Raw genomic sequence first — 17,561 nt, forward strand, 5'->3', positions numbered from 1 at the left:
CAGCCCATCGCGACACAAGGCCGCTCCCACCCTGACCGCGTCGACCTGAAGCCATGTGTTATCCCTGTGGGGCTTGCCGGCGATAGGGTCGGTACTGCTTACCTAGAAACCGATGAAGGCGTAATACACCGGGGGCTCGTTGGTGGTGCGCAAACCATGCTCCTGCAGGCTCGCCACCAGCGCCGCGTCCTCCACATGCAGGGCCCACTGTGCCCGGCCAGCCTCCGGTACCTGGGCCAGGGCCGCGCTGAACGCGCCCATGTCAGGTAAGTAGGCAGTAAACCCGTTGCCCTTGAGCGCACTGGTGGTCATGCCCAGCGCTTGGCACACCGCCACCTTGGCGGCGATATCATCGCGGTCGGCCTGGCGCGAGGCCTGCACCAGCGCCTCCAGCCCGGCATCGACCAGTTGCCTGCCGTGAATCAGCTCCGGCCCCTGTTGCCAGGCTTCCGGCGGGCAGTCCTTGCTGCCTGGCCGCAGCGGGATATGCGGGTTTATTTCCACCGGGTAGATGCGACAGACCAGCGGCCGCTGGTCATAGATGGTGCACAGGTCGTTGTCGTCGAGGTTGCGGCAGCGCCCGGGGTTGAAGGCGGCAAAGGTCACCGATACGCGCGCCTCGCCGTCGCCACAGGGCACGGGATGGGAACGACGCAGCACATGATCACGCTGTTCTACCGGCATGCCAGGGCCGTCTGCCACGAAGGCTTCGATCAGCACCACCACCTGGCCGCCGTTGTCCGCCCAGCGGCGCGCTTCGGCCAGGGTCAAGGGCACGTGGTGGCCGGTACAGCACTTGCCGCAGCCGGTACAGGCGAAACGCAGGCTGTCGGTCACTTGGCTTCCGGGCTCCACTCGCTGACGAAGGCGCGCTGGTGCTGGCGGTCGTAAAGGCAAAGCTCGGTGCCGGTGCGCTGCTGCATGTGCTTCTGGGGGTAGACGCCTTCGATCAGCAGGGCGCTCATGCCGACCTGGTCATCGAACTCGGCGGGCTTGCTGCGGGCGTGGGCATCCTTGAACTGGCTGGCGGCCAGGCAGGCCTTGAGCATCTGCTGGCGCTGCTCGTTCCAGGCCTGGCTGCTGGAGGCCTGGGCGATACCGCTGAAGAGGGCGCAACTGATCAGGATAGAGCTGAGAAACTTCATACGCGATTCCGGCAAGTTACTTGCGAGGGGCGCGAATTATGCCCGACTCGACCCCGGCGGCAAGCCGGGGAGTTTGTCTCCGAATATATCAGCGTTCGGCGAACACCACGGCGCGCGCCGCCACCACCAGACAGTCGGTCAGCTCCGGCGAGGAGAACTTGGTGAGGATGGCATTGGCCCCGGCCTGGGTCGCCTTTTCGCTGCTCATGGCGCTGTCCAGCGAGGTGTGCAGCAATATGTACAGATGCTGGAAATCGGGGGTTTCGCGCAGGGTGCGAGTGAAGGCGTAGCCGTCCATTTCGCTCATTTCGATGTCGGAGACGATCACGTTGATTTCCTGCGCGGTGCCTTGCAGTTCAAGCAGCACGTTGATGGCGTCCTTGGCGCTGCGCGCGGTATGGCATTCGATGCCGAGGTTGCGCAGGGTGTGCACCGACTGCTGCAGGGCCACCTGGCTGTCGTCCACCACCAGGATGTTGGCGGCGGCCAGCAGGCTGGCATCTTCCTCGCTCAAGGTGCCGTGAGGCTGCTCGGGCACCGGCGGGGCGATGGCGTGGATGACTTTTTCGATGTCCAGCACCTGCACCAGGGTGTTGTCGACCCGGGTCACGCCGGTGATGAACGAGCGGCTGCCCGAGCCGTAGGGTGGTGGTTTGATGTCGGTGCTCAGGCAATGCACGATGCGGCTGACCGCCTGTACATGCAGGCCCTGGCGCGAGCGGCTGATCTCGGTGACGATCAGGCAGCCGCCGTCCGGGTCAGCCAGCGGCCGTTCGCCGATGGCGCGGGACAGGTCGATGACCGACAGCGGATTACCGCGCAGGGTCGCCACGCCTTTCACGTGGGGGTGCGATTCGGGCAGCTTGGTCAGCGGCGGGCAGGGAATTATCTCGCTGACCTTGAGCAGGTTGATTGCCATCAACTTGCCGCTGCGCAGGGTGAACAGCAGCAGGGACAGCGAATCCGCGCGGGCATTTTGCGTGGCCATGGTGACCTTCGTGGGGAACAGGGGATAACCGGTTATCGGCCTGTTCGGGCTTGGCTTTAGTCATTTTGCACCGAGCCAAGGAATGCTCTGGACCCTGTGGGAGCGGCTTTAGCCGCGAACACCGGCGCAGCCGGTGCCATGCACCGCGTTGGATTCTTCGCGGCTAAAGCCGCTCCCACAGGTACCGCGCTGGTTTCAATCAGCGCAGCCCGAGCCTACGGGCCAGGCGACTAAGGTTGGCGCGGTCCAGGCCGAGTTCCCGGGCAGCCGCTGCCCAGTTTTCTTCGTGCCGCTGCAAGCAGGCCTCGATCACCTGGCGCTGGTAGTCGTCGACGGCTGCGCGCAGGCCCCCCTCGGGTAGCGGTGCCGCCGGCAAGGGCACAGCAGGGGAGGGCGGGGTGCCGGGCGTTGCCGTTGCGCGCAGGTCCAGGTCGATGGCTTCCAGGGTGAGGATGCGTGGCCTGTCGGAATGTTGGCCCAGCGCCTTGAGCGCCGAGCGGCCGATCAGGTGTTCCAGTTCACGCACGTTGCCTGGCCAGTCGTAGGCCAGCAGCGCGGCCTGGGCCTCGCTGCTAAGGCGCAGGCTGTTCAGGCCCAGGCGCGAACGGTTCTGTTCGAGGAAGTAGCCGGCCAGTAGCAGCACATCGCGCCCACGTTCGCGCAACGGCGGCACATGCAGCGGGTATACGCTGAGGCGGTGGTAGAAGTCGGCGCGGAAGTTGCCAGTGCGTACTTCTGCTGCCAGGTCGCGGTTGGTGGCTGCGATCAGGCGCACATCCACCCGGTGTTCGCGATCCGAGCCCAGGCGCTGCAACTGGCCGCTCTGCAGCACGCGCAACAGCTTGGCTTGCACCGTCAGTGGCAGCTCACCGACTTCGTCGAGGAACAGTGTGCCGCCATTGGCCAACTCGAACTTGCCGCGGCGCTCGCCATGGGCGCCGGTGAAGGCACCGCGCACATGGCCGAACAGTTCGCTTTCCACCAGGGTGTCGGGCAGGGCGGCACAGTTGAGGCTGACCAGCGGTTTGTCGGCGCGGTTGCTGGCCTGGTGCAGGGCCTGGGCCACCAGCTCCTTGCCGACGCCGGTCTCACCGGTGATCAGCACGGTCAGGTCGCTGCCACCGACCAGTCGGATTTCCTCCACCAGGCGCTTGTGCGCGGGGCTCTGGCCAATCAGCTCTTTATCCTGGCCGCTGGCCTGGCGGTAGATCTCCGCGCGGTGGTGTTCGTCTTCCGCGCGCAGGGCCAGGTGCTCGATGCGCTCGGCCACGGTGACCGTGGCGGCGGCCAGGCTGGCGAAGGCCTGCAGGGCACCCAGCTCCAGGCTCTGGAATTGCCCGGGGGTGAGGGCGTCGAGGGTAACCAGGCCCCAAGGGCGCTCGTCGACCATCAACGGGCAGCCCATGCAGTCATGTACTTCCAGGTTGGCATCGGGGGCGTTGACCAGGCCGTCGTAAGGGTCGGGCAGCTCGGAGTCGCTGGCGAAGCGGGTGGGTTCCGCGCTGCTGAGCAGGATCTGGAAGCGTGGGTGCTCGCTGACCCGGAAGCGCCGGCCCAGGGTATCGGGGCTCAGGCCGTCCACTGCCAGCGGCACCAGCCACTCGCCGTCCAGGCGCAGCAGCGCGGCGGCATCGCAGGGCAGCAACCCACGCATGGCCTGCAGCAGGCGGCGATAGCGTTCCTGGTCGGGTAGGTCGCGGGAAAGGTCGCTGACCAGGGGCAGCAGGGTGGTGAGCAGGGGCTTCGTGGTCATATGGACTCCTGTGGGTCGATATGACTATACGTCGAGGTGGGTCGTTTTGACATGACCTGCGTCAAACCCCTGATTTTGCTGGAGATAAAAGTTGGCATGATTGATGTAGTAGCTCGGGCAGTCATTTGAAGCCACAGGCTCAGGAGTTGTTGCAATGCTCAATGCCGAACAACGTGCAATCATCAAGGCCACTGTCCCCCTGCTGGAAAGCGGCGGCGAAGCGCTGACCACCCACTTCTACAAGATGATGCTCAGCGAGTACCCGCAAGTGCGCCCGCTGTTCAACCAGGCCCACCAGGCCAGCGGTGACCAACCGCGCGCCCTGGCCAACGGCGTGCTGATGTATGCCCGCCACATCGACCAGCTGGAGCAGCTTGGCGGCCTGGTCGGCCAGATCATCAACAAGCACGTTGCCCTGCAGATTCTGCCGGAGCACTACCCGATCGTCGGTAGCTGCCTGCTGCGTGCCATCGAAGAAGTGCTTGGCAAGGAAATCGCCACCCCTGCCGTGATCGACGCCTGGGGCGCGGCCTATGGCCAGCTGGCCGACATCCTGATCGGTGCGGAAGAGAACCTCTATAAACAGAAGGAAGAAGCCGAAGGCGGCTGGCGCGGTACCCGCGAATTCCGCCTGGTGCGCCGTGAGCAGGAAAGCAGCGAAATCGTTTCGTTCTACTTTGCCCCTGTGGATGGCAAGCCGGTGCTCAAGGCCGAGCCTGGCCAGTACATCGGCCTGAAGCTGGACATCGACGGCGCCGAGCAGCGCCGCAACTACTCCCTGTCGGCACTGTGCGACGGCAAGGAATACCGCATCAGCGTCAAGCGCGAGGCGGGTGGCAAGGTCTCCAACTACCTGCACGATGTGCTGGCGGTGGGCGATACCCTGCAGCTGTTCCCGCCGGCTGGCGATTTCACCCTGGCAGCGAGCGACAAGCCGCTGGTGCTGATCAGCGGTGGCGTGGGTATTACCCCGACCTTGCCAATGCTGCAGGCGGCACTGCAAACCCAGCGTGAGGTGCATTTCATTCACTGCGCCCGTAACGGCGCCGTGCATGCCTTCCGCGACTGGATCGACGAGCTGGCCGAGCGTCACCCGCAGCTCAAGCGCTTCTACTGCTATGCAGAGCCGCAGGGTGGTGCCGCGGCTGATGCCGTGGGCCTGCTGAGCGAGGACCTGCTGGCCGAGTGGCTGCCGCAAGAGCGAGACGTGGATGCCTACTTCCTCGGGCCCAAGGGCTTCATGGCGGCGGTCAAGCGCCAGCTGAAAGGCCTTGGTGTGCCAGAGCAGCAGAGCCGCTACGAGTTCTTCGGGCCGGCGGCTGCGCTGGAGTGATGTAGCGCCTGCACTGGCCTCTTCGCGGGTAAACCCGCTCCCACAGGGACCGCACAGGTTTCAAAACTTGTGGGGGCCTGTGGGAAATTCTGTGGTTTTCAACAAGCCAGCCCCCACAGGGATCGCGCAGATTTCAAAGCCTGCGCGATCCCTGTGGGAGCGGGTTTACCCGCGAAGAGGCCGGTACAGGCTTGCAGCGTATTCATCCCAGCCGCTGGCAAGCCAGCTCCCTTGCAGCACTGCTCCCGCCCGTGGGTAATCGAGAACGAAACGGTCGATCGCATTCGCCGCCTGGGGGCTGGCTTGCCAGCGGCTGGGCCGCACCTCACCTTCCTGCCTATATAAAGGAGAGATGAAAGCGGCTGTGCAGCTTTCATCTTTAATCCTCCTTTAATCACGGTATCCTTCACTCCCGGGTGTCGAGGGGCTTGCCCCTGCGCGGCACCCGGGCAGCCGCTTTTTTGCCGCCCGGCGTTGAACCGACGTCGTTGCGGCCGGTCTCAGCCACACCGGATAGCCCTGCGCAGCGCTATCACGCCGCTTCCTCGGCACGCTCAAAGGCCCTGCCCAGCGTGTAGACTTGCGCCAGGCAGGCGGATCACGCTGCCACTATCCATCGAAGGAACCGGCAATGAACGAACAAACATCGCGCCTGAATCGGGAACGGCGCTTTCTGGTACTGTTGGGCCTGATCTGCCTTTCGCTGATCGGTGGCGCCCTCTACATGCAGATAGTCCTGGGCGAGGCACCATGCCCGCTGTGCATCCTGCAACGTTATGCACTGTTGTTCATCGCCGTGTTCGCCTTCATCGCCGCGGCGATGCCCGGGCGTCGCAGCCTGACCTTCTTCGAGGCACTGGTGGTACTCAGCGCCATTGGCGGAATCGTTGCGGCCGGCAACCATGTGTATATACTCGCCAACCCCATGGTCAGTTGCGGCATCGACACCCTGCAGCCGATCGTGGACGACCTGCCGCTGGCCAAGCTCTGGCCGCTGGTGTTCCAGGTCGACGGCTTCTGCAGCACGCCGTACCCGCCGATCCTCGGTCTGTCGCTGGCGCAATGGGCGCTGGTGGCGTTTGTCCTGACGGCCGTCCTGGTTCCGCTCGGGATCTACCGCAACCGACGCCAGGCTTAGACAAAAGTCCCGAATGGCATGGGGTCTTTTACGCCGCATGAGAAGAGGGAAAATTCGCTCACCGCTTGATCCAGATCAACCCAGAGGCCTTGCAGAATGCGGCTTTGGGGCCTATCAAGCGGGGTGCGACAAACTGTCGCGAAGTTGAATTTTTGAGCAGCATTGTTACAGATTCTGTAAAGGACTGTTGCTCAATAAGTCATAGTCAAGGGTTGGCGACCTATCTACAATCGCCCCCAATTTCCGTTCGGCACTGCTTGCAAGTCGCAGGATTGAAGGAAGCCCCAGCGCTCCTTTTTGCTGACTTCGTCAAGTTTCGCCCAACGGCGATACCGGGCGGACCCCCCTCCGCGTTTTCCCGCACCAAATGGACTTGGTCTGAAGTACAGGCCTGTTGCCTACGAAACCATAAGCACCGCTAACCCGCTTGACGCCAAGGTCCTGCAGTCGGACCCCGGGCAGGAGCGAGTACGGGCGCGAAATGCCGCACTTGGCAGGACGAAGTGTTGGCTACCAAAACACAAATTGCATTGAAGCAAGCTGATCTAGAGGTCGTGAGATGAGTAAAAAGCGTTACCCCAGACTGTTTGGCATATTGCCCTTTTTAGGCATGCTTTTACTCAGTGGGTGCAACTGGACCCTGCTCGACCCGAAAGGTCAGGTCGGCATTGAGCAAAAGAACCTGATCCTGATCGCTACCGGCCTGATGCTGCTGGTGGTGATTCCTGTCATTATCATGACCGTGGTTTTCGCCTGGAAGTACCGTGCTTCCAACAAGGCTGCCACCTACACCCCTGACTGGTCGCACTCGACCAAGATCGAAGCCGCGGTGTGGATCATCCCGATCCTGATCATCATCGCCCTGGGCTACTTCACCTACCACTCCACCCACAAGCTGGACCCGTACCGTCCGCTGGATTCCGATGTGAAGCCGGTGCAGATCGACGTGGTCGCGCTGGACTGGAAGTGGCTGTTCATCTACCCGGAGCAGGGCATTGCCACGGTCAACAAGATCGTCTTCCCGGCTAACACTCCGGTCAACTTCCGCGTCACTTCCGACGCCGTGATGAACTCGTTCTTCATCCCGGGCCTGGGCGGCCAGATCTACGCCATGGCCGGCATGACCACCAAGCTGCACCTGATCGCCAACGAAAACGGCGAGTTCGACGGTATCAGCGCCAACTACAGCGGTGCTGGCTTCACCGGCATGAAATTCAAGGCTACTGCCACCTCTCAGGAAGACTTCGACAAGTGGGTCGCCGAGGTCAAGCAGTCGCCGAAGAAGCTGGACAAGGCCGAATACGACGCCTTGGCCAAACCAAGCGAAAACAACCCAGTCGCGCTGTATAGCGAGGCTTCGCCAGACCAGTTCCAGCTGATCGTCGACAAGTACGAAGGCATGAACCGCGGTCGTCCGAGCCACGAAGAAGCAGGCAGCAAAGATCTGGCCACTACCAAGGGTGTGGAATCGAGTATGCAACCAGCTGCCGGTGCAGAGGAGTAAGAGATGTTCGGTAAACTAAGCCTGGAGGCGATACCCTATCACGAGCCGATAGTCATGGTGACGCTTGCCATGATCGCGCTCGGTGGTATCGCTGTCGTCGGTGCTATCACCTACTTCCGCAAGTGGACCTACTTGTGGAGCGAGTGGTTGACGACTGTCGACCACAAGAAAATCGGGGTGATGTACATCATCGTCGCGATGGTCATGCTGCTGCGCGGCTTTGCCGACGCCATCATGATGCGTACCCAGCTGGCTGCCGCTACCGGTGGCTCCGAAGGCTACCTGCCGCCTGAACACTATGACCAGATCTTCACCGCTCACGGTGTGATCATGATCATCTTCATGGCGATGCCGTTCTTCACCGGCCTGATGAACCTGGCGGTTCCTCTGCAGATCGGTGCACGTGACGTTGCCTTCCCGTTCCTGAACTCCCTGAGCTTCTACCTGCTGCTGGCAGGCGTGCTGCTGGTCAACATCTCGCTGGGCGTTGGTGAATTCGCCAAGACCGGCTGGGTTGCCTATCCGCCGCTCGCGGGCATTCAGTACAGCCCTGGGGTGGGTGTCGACTACTACATCTGGGCGCTACAGCTCTCAGGCTTGGGTACGACGCTTACCGGCGTGAACTTCCTCGTCACCGTGATGAAGATGCGCGCACCTGGCATGAAGCTGATGGACATGCCGATCTTCACCTGGACCTGCACCTGGGCCAACGTGCTGATCGTGGCTTCCTTCCCGATCCTGACCGCTGCACTCGCTCTGCTGACTGTTGACCGTTATCTGGACTTCCACATCTTCACCAACGAGCTTGGTGGGAACCCGATGATGTACGTCAACCTGTTCTGGGCGTGGGGTCACCCTGAGGTCTACATCCTGATCCTGCCGGCCTTCGGTGTGTTCTCGGAAGTTACCTCGACCTTCTCCGGCAAGCGTCTGTTCGGCCACCACTCGATGATCTACGCATCGGGCGCCATCGCCGTGCTGGGCTTCGCCGTATGGCTGCACCACTTCTTCACCATGGGTGCCGGCGCCAGCGTCAACACCTTCTTCGGCCTGGCGACGATGCTGATCTCCATTCCGACCGGTGTGAAACTGTTCAACTGGCTGTTCACCATCTACCAGGGCCGTCTGCGCTTCACCGCGCCGATCATGTGGACCCTGGGCTTCATGATCACCTTCTCCATCGGTGGCATGACTGGCGTTCTGCTGGCTGTTCCAGGTGCTGACTTCGTGCTGCACAACAGCCTGTTCGTAATTGCTCACTTCCACAACGTGATCATCGGTGGTGCGGTATTCGGCTACATCGCCGGCTTCGCCTACTGGTTCCCGAAAGCCTTCGGTTTCACCCTGAACGAGAAGTGGGGCAAGGCTGCCTTCTGGTTCTGGATCTCGGGCTTCTACGTAGCGTTCATGCCGCTGTACGCCCTGGGCTTCATGGGCATGACCCGTCGTCTGAACCACTCCGACAACCCACTGTGGGAACCCTACCTGTACGTAGCCGTTGTCGGCGCCGTGCTGATCCTGTTCGGTATCGCCTGCCAGCTGATCCAGCTGTACGTATCGGTTCGCGACCGCAACCAGAACCTGGACGTGACCGGCGACCCATGGGGCGGCCGTACCCTGGAATGGTCGACTTCGTCGCCACCTCCGTTCTACAACTTCGCCCACATGCCTGAGAAGGTTGGCCTGGACGCCTGGCACGAAGCCAAGGAAGCCGGTGTCGCCTACAAGCCTGCGGCCAAGTACGAAGCGATCCACATGCCGAGCAACACCGCCACCGGTTTGTTCATGGGCCTGTTCCTGACCGTCTTCGGCTTCGCCTTCATCTGGCACATCTGGTGGCTGGTTGGCGCGAGCCTGGTTGCAACCATCGCTGTCTTCGTTCGCCACGCTGCGCGTGACGACCAGGGCTACATGGTTCCGGCCGAAGAAGTGGCGCGCATCGAAGGCGAGCGCATGAAAGCGCTGGCCAAAGCAGGTGCTCTGCCTGCCGGCGCACGTGTCGAATCGTTTGAGCGGGTGTAATCAATGTCCAGTCAAGTAATGCACGGTGCTGCTCATGGTCACGACCATGGGCATGACGACCACCACCACGACTCGGGCCAGATGACCGTACTCGGTTTCTGGCTGTACCTGATGACCGACTGCATCCTGTTTGCGTCGCTCTTCGCCACCTACGCGGTGCTGTCCGGCAGTTTTGCCGGCGGCCCGTCGGGTCATGACATCTTCCAGCTCGATTTCGTAGCTGTTGAAACGCTGTTCCTGCTGCTGTCCTCGATCACCTTCGGCTTCGCCATGCTGAAGATGTTCGATGGCAAGAAAGCTGGCGTACTGGGCTGGTTGGCTGTGACCTTCCTGTTCGGTGCAGGCTTCATCGCGATGGAAATCTACGAATTCCATCACCTGATCGCCGAGGGCTTCGGCCCGCAGCGCAGTGGCTTCCTGTCGGGCTTCTTCGCCCTGGTAGGTACCCACGGTCTGCACGTGACCGCTGGCCTGATCTGGATGGCAATCATGATGTACCAGATCAACAAGCACGGCATCACGCCGACCGCCAAGACCCGCATGAGCTGCCTGAGCCTGTTCTGGCACTTCCTGGACGTGGTCTGGATCTGCGTATTCACCGTCGTCTACCTGCTGGGAGTTCTGTAATGGCTAACGCACACGACACTCATCACGAAGGTAACCACGGCAGCGTCAAGTCGTACATGATCGGCTTCATTCTGTCGATCATCCTGACTGCGATCCCGTTCGGCCTGGCCATGTCGCCAAGCCTGCCGAAGAACCTGACCGTTCTGATCATTGTTGCCATGGCCGTGATCCAGGTAGTAGTGCACCTCGTGTACTTCCTGCACATGGACCGCTCGAAAGAGCAACGCAACAACGTTTCGACGTTCCTGTTCACCACCCTGGTGATCGCTCTGCTTGTCGGCCTGTCGCTGTGGATCATGTTCAGCATCCACTTCGAAATGTTGGCCAAGTGAGGTAAGACTGCATGTCCGTTAAGCACTTTATCCAAATCACCAAACCGGGGATCATTTTCGGTAACGTGCTTTCCGTGGCAGGCGGTTTCTTCCTTGCCTCGAAGGGCCATGTGGATTTCGCCCTGTTCCTGGCGGTGGTGATCGGTACTTCGCTGGTGGTTGCGTCCGGATGCGTGTTCAACAACTGCATCGACCGTGACATCGACCACAAGATGGAGCGCACCAAGAACCGCGTCATGGTCCAGGGCGGCATGTCGCTGCCCCTCGCGCTGATCTACGCCACCCTGCTCGGGGTGGCGGGTTTCAGCCTGCTGTATGTCCAGGCCAACCCGCTGTCGGCGTTCTGTGCGCTGATCGGCTTCATCGTCTACGTCGGTTTCTACAGCCTGTGGCTGAAGCGTAAATCGGTGCACGGCACCTTGGTCGGCAGCCTGTCTGGTGCCATGCCTCCGGTGATCGGCTATTGCGCCGTGAGCAACAGCTTCGACCTGGCTGCGGTTACCCTGCTGGTGATGTTCAGCCTGTGGCAGATGCCGCACAGCTTCGCCATCGCGATCTTCCGCTTCAAGGATTACAGCGCTGCCAACATACCGGTCCTGCCGGTGGCACGTGGCATCCTCGCGGCGAAGAAGCAGATCGTGCTGTACGTGCTGGCCTTCGTGCTCGCGACCTTGATGCTTACCCTCGGCGGTTACGCCGGCCTCGGCTACCTGGCCGTGGCAGCAGCCATGGGCCTGTACTGGCTGTACATGGCCTGGGGTGGCTACAAGGCCGAGGACGACAGCAAGTGGGCCCGCAAGGTGTTCGGCTTCTCCATCCTCACCGTCACTGCCCTGAGCGTGATGATGGGTGTGGACAGCCAGACCGCTGCGGACGTGCTGATGACATACGCACGCTGATACTGCTGCCTGTTTCACGAAAACCCCGGCCACTGTGCCGGGGTTTTTTTATGGGCGTTTTTCTGTGCCGGCCTCGTTCGCGGGCTCGCCCGCTCCCACAGGTACGGCGCAGGTCTCGGGGCAGGTGAGTAATCCTGTGGGAGCGGGCAAGCCCGCGAAGAGGCCGGCACAGCAGGATATAAATTTCTTATTTTCAAAAAATACATCTGAAAAGATCTATGAAAACAGGAAATTGTCCTTTACAAGCATCCTCTATCGGCACTATCTTCTGATTCAGGCCGCCACATCGGCCAGCGTCGCTCGGACGGTTCCGGGCGCTTACGTACTCAGAGGAAGCCATGGCCAACCCAGGTTCGCCGCGCCGCTTTGCGCGCATCGATCGTCTCCCCCCTTACGTCTTCAACATCACTGCCGAGCTCAAGATGGCCGCCCGCCGCCGTGGCGAGGACATCATCGACCTGAGCATGGGCAACCCCGATGGCGCCACCCCGCCGCACATCGTCGAGAAGCTGGTGCAGGTCGCCCAGCGTGAAGACACCCACGGCTACTCCACCTCCCGTGGCATCCCGCGCCTGCGTCGGGCCATCTCCAACTGGTACAAGGAACGCTACGAGGTCGACATCGACCCGGAAAGCGAAGCCATCGTCACCATCGGCTCGAAGGAAGGCCTGGCACACCTGATGCTGGCCACCCTCGACCAGGGCGACACGGTGCTGGTGCCCAACCCCAGCTACCCGATCCATATCTACGGAGCGGTGATTGCCGGTGCCCAGGTGCGTTCGGTGCCACTGGTACCGGGTGTGGACTTCTTCAACGAACTCGAGCGGGCCATCCGCGAGTCGATCCCCAAGCCGAAGATGATGATCCTCGGTTTCCCGTCCAACCCCACCGCCCAGTGTGTGGAGCTGGACTTCTTCGAACGCGTGGTGGCTTTGGCCAAGCAGTACAACGTGCTGGTGGTGCATGACCTGGCCTACGCCGACATCGTCTACGACGGCTGGAAAGCCCCGTCGATCATGCAGGTGCCGGGGGCAAAGGACATCGCGGTGGAGTTCTTCACCCTGTCCAAGAGCTACAACATGGCCGGCTGGCGGATCGGTTTCATGGTCGGCAACCCCGAGTTGGTCAGTGCCCTGGCGCGGATCAAGAGCTACCACGACTACGGCACCTTCACCCCGCTGCAGGTGGCTGCCATTGCAGCACTGGAAGGCGACCAGCAGTGCGTGCGCGACATCGCCGAGCAATACCGCCAGCGCCGCAACCTGCTGGTGAAAGGGCTGCACGAGCTGGGCTGGATGGTCGAGAACCCCAAGGCCTCGATGTACGTGTGGGCGAAGATCCCGCCGGAGTACGCGCACCTGGGCTCGCTGGAGTTTTCCAAGAAGCTGCTGGCCGAGGCCAAGGTATGCGTGTCGCCGGGGATCGGCTTTGGTGATTATGGTGATGACCATGTGCGCTTTGCCCTGATCGAGAACCAGGACCGTATTCGCCAGGCGATTCGCGGGATCCGGCAGATGTTCCGGGCTGATGGGGTGGCCCGCAAATAAGCTGTTGGGGCTGCAAAGCAGCCCCGACTGACTCAAGGGCGAGTTTTCCACCTGCATCCCACCGATTGATCTACCTATTTTTCCGCACTCATTTCTCACCACAGAGATCCACAAATGAGTGTCTTCACTGCCTACTTCTGCGGTACCGGTTCCCACCGCTTCGACGACGCCAACCCCAACTTCTGGAATGGCGAGCTGGTCTCGACCCTGGCCAGCAATGACCAGGGCCGCGAATTTGCCCACTGGATCGCCGTTGACGGCCCCGGCAGCGGCAACCTCCAGGATGACAATCTGTTCGTCGAGCCTGGCGGCTACTTCAACTGGACCGGTCAGTTGTTCGGCCGCGGGTGGGAAGAGAACGTCAACCATGTGCTGCAGGTGATCAAGGGTGAAAGCAGCTGGCAGCGCACCAAGTTGAGCGAGGAGGAGTACGAGCGCCTCAAGGATGCTGGCGTACCCATTCCGGATGTTTCCTCCACAGCCTCCTGGTTCTGGCGCACCTACGACTACGGCGAGCGCCATCCAACACCGCAAGAGTTGCAGGAGCGCATCATCAGCTTGTTCCGCAAGCCGCGCTTGCCGACCCAGGTGAACCTGGTGGGCTGGAGCAGGGGAGGCATCAGTTGCCACATGCTGGCCAACGCCATGGCGCAGGACCCTGTATTACGGGACATACCCGTCAATATCTTCGTCATCGACCCGGTGCCAGGCATCGGTAACCTGCAAAGCCAGCGGGTAACCCTGGCGGGCAATGTCCGCGAGTACGTGGGTTTCTATTCGCGGGACGAACGATCCAAAGGTTTCGCCTGTGTGATCCCCTCGGTCGAACCGGATACGCGGATGTGCATCTACCCCATGCCAGGCCGGCATGCCACGCTGGTGGGCAACGCCTCCGTCGACGGTGCGGGTGACGGCAAGGTACTGGCGGAGCCGGGGTTGATCGTTCGCCATTTTGCCGAGGTATGTCTGACCCGCTGGGGTGTGCAACTGGACAAGCGCCTGTCCCTGAGCAACAACCAATTGATGCAATATCACACGGTCATGGCTGGTGCGGAAGGGCAGTACAAGGCCATGCGCAGCAAGTCGTATACCGTACTTACCGAGGGTCAAAAGGACGACCGTCTGGTGTATTGCGGCGAAGCTCGGACGCACTTCAGCAAGGTGTGTGGTGATGGCTATGAGCCGACCGAAGGCCTTGGCCTGCAGCGCTGGGATGTCACTTCCTACGAGGCATTGCGCTAACTTGAACGGGCGGCCGGCGAAGGCGCTGGTCGTCCATGCTCAATTGCCGGATCAGCGGCAAATATTTTTGCATTCCCCCTCTATCCAGCCGCCCCGGCTTGGATTGAAAATGGCGCCGCGGGCCAGCCCCGATAACAACAACCTTCCCTTCGTGCCATCATGTCCGAATACAACCCTTGCCTTGACTGCGGCGCCTGCTGCGGGTACTTCCGTGTGTCCTTTTTCTGGGGCGAATGCCAGTCTGCCGGGGGCCTTGTACCGGACGACCTGGTGGTACAGATCAACCCCACCCGTGTTGCCATGATTGGCACCGATGCCAAACCCTGCCGCTGCATCAGCCTGCAGGGCGAGATCGGCCAGGAGGTGGCGTGCACCATCTACGCCAACCGTTCCAGCCCCTGCCGTGAGTTCGAGGCGTCGTGGGAGGGTGGGGTGCATAACCCCAGCTGCGACGATGCGCGGGCGGCGTATGGCCTGCCACCGCTGACCCCGCCCGGGGCCAACGAGCCGCATTGGCCGGATGATGGGGCTGAGGTGGCCTGATTCATCCTGGTTGCCTTTGTCGGCCTCTTCGCGGGCACGCCCGCTCCCACAGGTACTGCACAGGACTCAAACACTGTGCGGTCCCTGTGGGAGCGGGCGTGCCCGCGAAGAGGCCATCAGCTGTAAGAAGATTCTGAACCTGAAACCAAATGCTTCAGGTTGCCAGGGATTAGGAATTATCCTACGGCCTCAGTCGGATGCCGTCTGATAGGCAAGTAGCTACCTCAGAGATAACGTTTCGGCGTCGTCACAATTGGCGATCGGGTGTGAGAAGCCCGGTGTTTCGAGATGGCTTGCCAGTTATGGCAGCCGTGCGCGTGCAGACTTCGGTCTGGCCGGTGCCTCGGACACTGGTCTTCTCACCTCGCGTACGGCTGCCACCTTATCTGTGAGAAGGATGCGAGTGGTTGCCTCTGAAAATATTTCCGAGATGACTATGAAAAAACTTGTACCTGATCCACCCGTTACCGACCTTACTTACCAAGCCGCGAAGTCCCAGGCTACCCAGGTCATGGACATTCTCTCCAACACCATCCTCCAATACCTCGACGCAGAAGCCCCGGACCTGCGTTCCACCCTTCTCGAAAACATGTCGACGCAAACTGCCCTGTTGCACGCCTTGTTAGCCCACATAAAGGCGCAGGAGGCCCAGGCATGAGCGACCACCTCAAATCCCGCACCACCGTAGGTGCGGAGAAATTCCTTGAGCTGTACCGGGTAGAGCCGGGTGTACCGCTTGATCTGGCATTCGATGAATTGTCGGTGCTGATCGGCTGTATCAAGCACCTGAACGAAGAGGCCGAGATGGAGGGCGACAAGATCGCCGGCAGCGCGGCGCGGATTCTCAGTGCCATGGCCAAGGCGCTGATCAATGACATGGAGTTGGGATTGAATCGGGGCGCCTGAAAGATTTTGGGGCCGCCTTGCGGCCCATCGCCGACAAGCCAGCTCCCACAGGGTCTCCACAGGCCTCATGCGCAGTGATTACCCGTGGGAGCGGCCTTGTGTCGCGAAAGGGCTGCAAAGCAGCCCCGGGATGCTTGAACCGATCGCTTGACGTTAAACTGTCATCTCCTCAGCAATGGACAGGAGATCCGGCGTGACCCCACCCCGCAGTTTCCCCAGTGACCTCTGCCTCGACAGCCCGCGTCTGCAATTGCGCCCCATGCGCCATGCCGATGCCGCGCAATGGCTGGCAATCATGGCCGACCCCGAGGTCATGCGCTATTGGCACCATGCACCCTGGCAAAACCTGGCCGAAGCCGAAAGCGCCCTGGCCGCCGACCGCGAAGCCTATGCCAATGGCGACCAGCTCAAGCTTGGCATGTACCGCCGTGACAACGGCGAACTGATCGGCATGGTCCAGCTGTTCAACATCGACGATGTATCCCGCCGTGGTGAAATCGGCTACTGCCTCGCCAGCGCGGTGCAGGGCAGGGGATACATGGACGAAGCACTGACCTGCTTCATCGACTACCTCGCCCACACCCTGCACATGCGCCGCCTGGAAGGCGAGATAGACCCGCGCAACCAAGGTTCGGCACGCACTCTGGAGCGCCAGGGCTTCGTGCTGGAAGGCACATTGCGTGCGCGTTGGTGCGTTGCCGGCGAGTTGTCCGATTCGGGTATTTATGGCCTTCTGCTAGAGCCCCCGGTTGCATAGGAAGTAGATCTCTTGCCAGCTTTTTACCTGAGCGCCAGCCTGCTGCTGTACCTGCTCGCATTGTTCTTCGATGGCGCGCTGATGAGTGGCGACCGCCACATGCCGGCCCTGCAGATGCTGTTGTACGGGCCTTGGGGCATGCCCTTCGGGTTGTACCAGTGGTTTGCCAACCCGCTGCTGGCCCTGGCAATCCTTGCCCATCGGCGCTTTCGTCGTCTGGCATTGCTGGTCGGGCTGGTGGCTGTGTATCTGGCGGCCAGCAGCTTTGGAATTGACCGCCTGCCGGACAATCAGAGCTATGAGTTCCATGACCTGACCGGTTTTGGTGCCGGTTTCTACCTGTGGCTGGCGGCAATGGTGGTGTTTTGCATGGGCCAGGCCTGGCATTGCTGGAGGGCACGCAGCGCCGACGACATGCCGGGCTGGAGCTGGCTGGATGTGGTGTTGATCGCGGCGCTTGGCGTGGCGTTGTATGCGGCAACGCAGATGCCGTCGCTGCGCTTCGAACCGGGCAAGGTACTGATGCCGCCGGAACAGCCACAGACGCTCTGATACCCACAAGCAGGGTTTATGACCAAGTATTTGGCTTGCCTACCGCGATGGCAATTGCGGGTTCCATGTGCAGGCCAGTGGCGGGACCATGGCGCAGCTGGAAGGTGGGACCTGTGTGATGGACATGACCCGCGACCGCGCGGCGGAGCTGGAGCGGGTGCTCAGCCCTGGGCAGTGAGGTTGTCTGTACTGGCCCTATCGCCGGCAAGCCAGCTCCCACAGGGAACGCATGCCCTGTCAGGCAGTGCAATACCTGTGGGAGCTGGCTTGCCG

The 17,561-nt window shown here is 61.5% G+C and carries 18 protein-coding genes and 1 pseudogene; 15 read left to right on the forward strand and 4 right to left on the reverse strand.

The window, feature by feature from the left end; genetic code table 11:
• Window positions 1–102 precede the first annotated feature (102 nt).
• The 4 genes from RYH74_RS03530 to norR form a co-directional block, all read right to left on the reverse strand.
• Complete coding sequence (locus RYH74_RS03530; RefSeq protein WP_317408969.1) at window positions 103–837, reverse strand: YkgJ family cysteine cluster protein; 735 nt, start codon at window positions 835–837, stop codon at window positions 103–105.
• Entirely contained in the window at window positions 834–1,145 is a 312-nt protein-coding gene (locus RYH74_RS03535) for a hypothetical protein (RefSeq protein WP_025337739.1), read from the reverse strand. Before RYH74_RS03535 ends, RYH74_RS03530 begins: the two co-directional genes overlap by 4 nt.
• An 88-nt stretch (window positions 1,146–1,233) precedes the next feature.
• Entirely contained in the window at window positions 1,234–2,133 is a 900-nt protein-coding gene (locus RYH74_RS03540) for a chemotaxis protein (RefSeq protein ID WP_075043807.1), read from the reverse strand.
• A 199-nt stretch (window positions 2,134–2,332) separates the two neighbouring features.
• Window positions 2,333–3,886 carry a nitric oxide reductase transcriptional regulator NorR gene (norR, locus tag RYH74_RS03545; protein ID WP_075043808.1) on the reverse strand — a complete coding sequence of 518 codons (1,554 nt, stop codon included), beginning with the start codon at window positions 3,884–3,886 and terminating at the stop codon, window positions 2,333–2,335.
• A gap of 154 nt (window positions 3,887–4,040) precedes the next feature.
• Between norR and hmpA the strand changes: the two genes are divergently transcribed.
• From hmpA to RYH74_RS03620, 15 genes and pseudogenes are all read left to right on the forward strand, one after another.
• On the forward strand, window positions 4,041–5,219 hold the full coding sequence (gene hmpA, locus RYH74_RS03550) for an NO-inducible flavohemoprotein (protein WP_075043809.1): 1,179 nt from the start codon (window positions 4,041–4,043) through the stop codon (window positions 5,217–5,219).
• A 631-nt stretch (window positions 5,220–5,850) separates the two neighbouring features.
• Window positions 5,851–6,357 carry a disulfide bond formation protein B gene (locus tag RYH74_RS03555; RefSeq protein WP_025337743.1) on the forward strand — a complete coding sequence of 169 codons (507 nt, stop codon included), beginning with the start codon at window positions 5,851–5,853 and terminating at the stop codon, window positions 6,355–6,357.
• Between the two features lie 559 nt (window positions 6,358–6,916).
• On the forward strand, window positions 6,917–7,861 hold the full coding sequence (gene cyoA / locus RYH74_RS03560; RefSeq protein WP_015268993.1) for a ubiquinol oxidase subunit II: 945 nt from the start codon (window positions 6,917–6,919) through the stop codon (window positions 7,859–7,861).
• Between the two features lie 3 nt (window positions 7,862–7,864).
• Window positions 7,865–9,883: a cytochrome o ubiquinol oxidase subunit I gene (cyoB, locus tag RYH74_RS03565; RefSeq protein ID WP_025337744.1), complete on the forward strand. Its 2,019-nt coding sequence runs from the start codon at window positions 7,865–7,867 to the stop codon at window positions 9,881–9,883.
• 3 nt (window positions 9,884–9,886) lie between these two features.
• Window positions 9,887–10,510: a cytochrome o ubiquinol oxidase subunit III gene (gene cyoC / locus RYH74_RS03570; protein WP_025337745.1), complete on the forward strand. Its 624-nt coding sequence runs from the start codon at window positions 9,887–9,889 to the stop codon at window positions 10,508–10,510.
• Window positions 10,510–10,842 carry a cytochrome o ubiquinol oxidase subunit IV gene (gene cyoD / locus RYH74_RS03575; RefSeq protein ID WP_003259128.1) on the forward strand — a complete coding sequence of 111 codons (333 nt, stop codon included), beginning with the start codon at window positions 10,510–10,512 and terminating at the stop codon, window positions 10,840–10,842. The genes cyoC and cyoD overlap by 1 nt, the downstream gene beginning before the upstream one ends.
• Before the next feature lie 11 nt (window positions 10,843–10,853).
• Window positions 10,854–11,741 (forward strand): heme o synthase, encoded by an 888-nt coding sequence (gene cyoE, locus RYH74_RS03580; RefSeq protein WP_025337747.1) that lies wholly within the window; start codon window positions 10,854–10,856, stop codon window positions 11,739–11,741.
• Between the two features lie 338 nt (window positions 11,742–12,079).
• Window positions 12,080–13,288 (forward strand): alanine transaminase, encoded by a 1,209-nt coding sequence (alaC, locus tag RYH74_RS03585; protein ID WP_025337748.1) that lies wholly within the window; start codon window positions 12,080–12,082, stop codon window positions 13,286–13,288.
• Window positions 13,289–13,402: 114 nt separating this feature from the next.
• On the forward strand, window positions 13,403–14,530 hold the full coding sequence (locus tag RYH74_RS03590; protein WP_075043812.1) for a hypothetical protein: 1,128 nt from the start codon (window positions 13,403–13,405) through the stop codon (window positions 14,528–14,530).
• A gap of 159 nt (window positions 14,531–14,689) precedes the next feature.
• The gene (locus RYH74_RS03595; RefSeq protein WP_003259127.1) at window positions 14,690–15,073 is read left to right on the forward strand and encodes a YkgJ family cysteine cluster protein; all 384 of its coding nucleotides are present in this window, start codon (window positions 14,690–14,692) and stop codon (window positions 15,071–15,073) included.
• 403 nt (window positions 15,074–15,476) lie between these two features.
• Window positions 15,477–15,731, forward strand: coding sequence for a hypothetical protein (locus RYH74_RS03600; protein WP_013970985.1), 255 nt, complete (start codon window positions 15,477–15,479; stop codon window positions 15,729–15,731).
• Complete coding sequence (locus tag RYH74_RS03605) at window positions 15,728–15,979, forward strand: DUF3077 domain-containing protein (protein WP_075043815.1); 252 nt, start codon at window positions 15,728–15,730, stop codon at window positions 15,977–15,979. The genes RYH74_RS03600 and RYH74_RS03605 overlap by 4 nt, the downstream gene beginning before the upstream one ends.
• Before the next feature lie 193 nt (window positions 15,980–16,172).
• Window positions 16,173–16,736: a GNAT family N-acetyltransferase gene (locus tag RYH74_RS03610; protein ID WP_008093840.1), complete on the forward strand. Its 564-nt coding sequence runs from the start codon at window positions 16,173–16,175 to the stop codon at window positions 16,734–16,736.
• A gap of 12 nt (window positions 16,737–16,748) precedes the next feature.
• The gene (locus tag RYH74_RS03615; protein ID WP_317408971.1) at window positions 16,749–17,288 is read left to right on the forward strand and encodes a hypothetical protein; all 540 of its coding nucleotides are present in this window, start codon (window positions 16,749–16,751) and stop codon (window positions 17,286–17,288) included.
• 31 nt (window positions 17,289–17,319) lie between these two features.
• Window positions 17,320–17,466, forward strand: a pseudogene (locus RYH74_RS03620) (lysozyme inhibitor LprI family protein); the annotation flags it as partial.
• Window positions 17,467–17,561: the final 95 nt, after the last annotated feature.

The organism is Pseudomonas sp. LSJ-87, assembly GCF_032971465.1.
Lineage (GTDB): Bacteria > Pseudomonadota > Gammaproteobacteria > Pseudomonadales > Pseudomonadaceae > Aquipseudomonas > Aquipseudomonas putida_Z.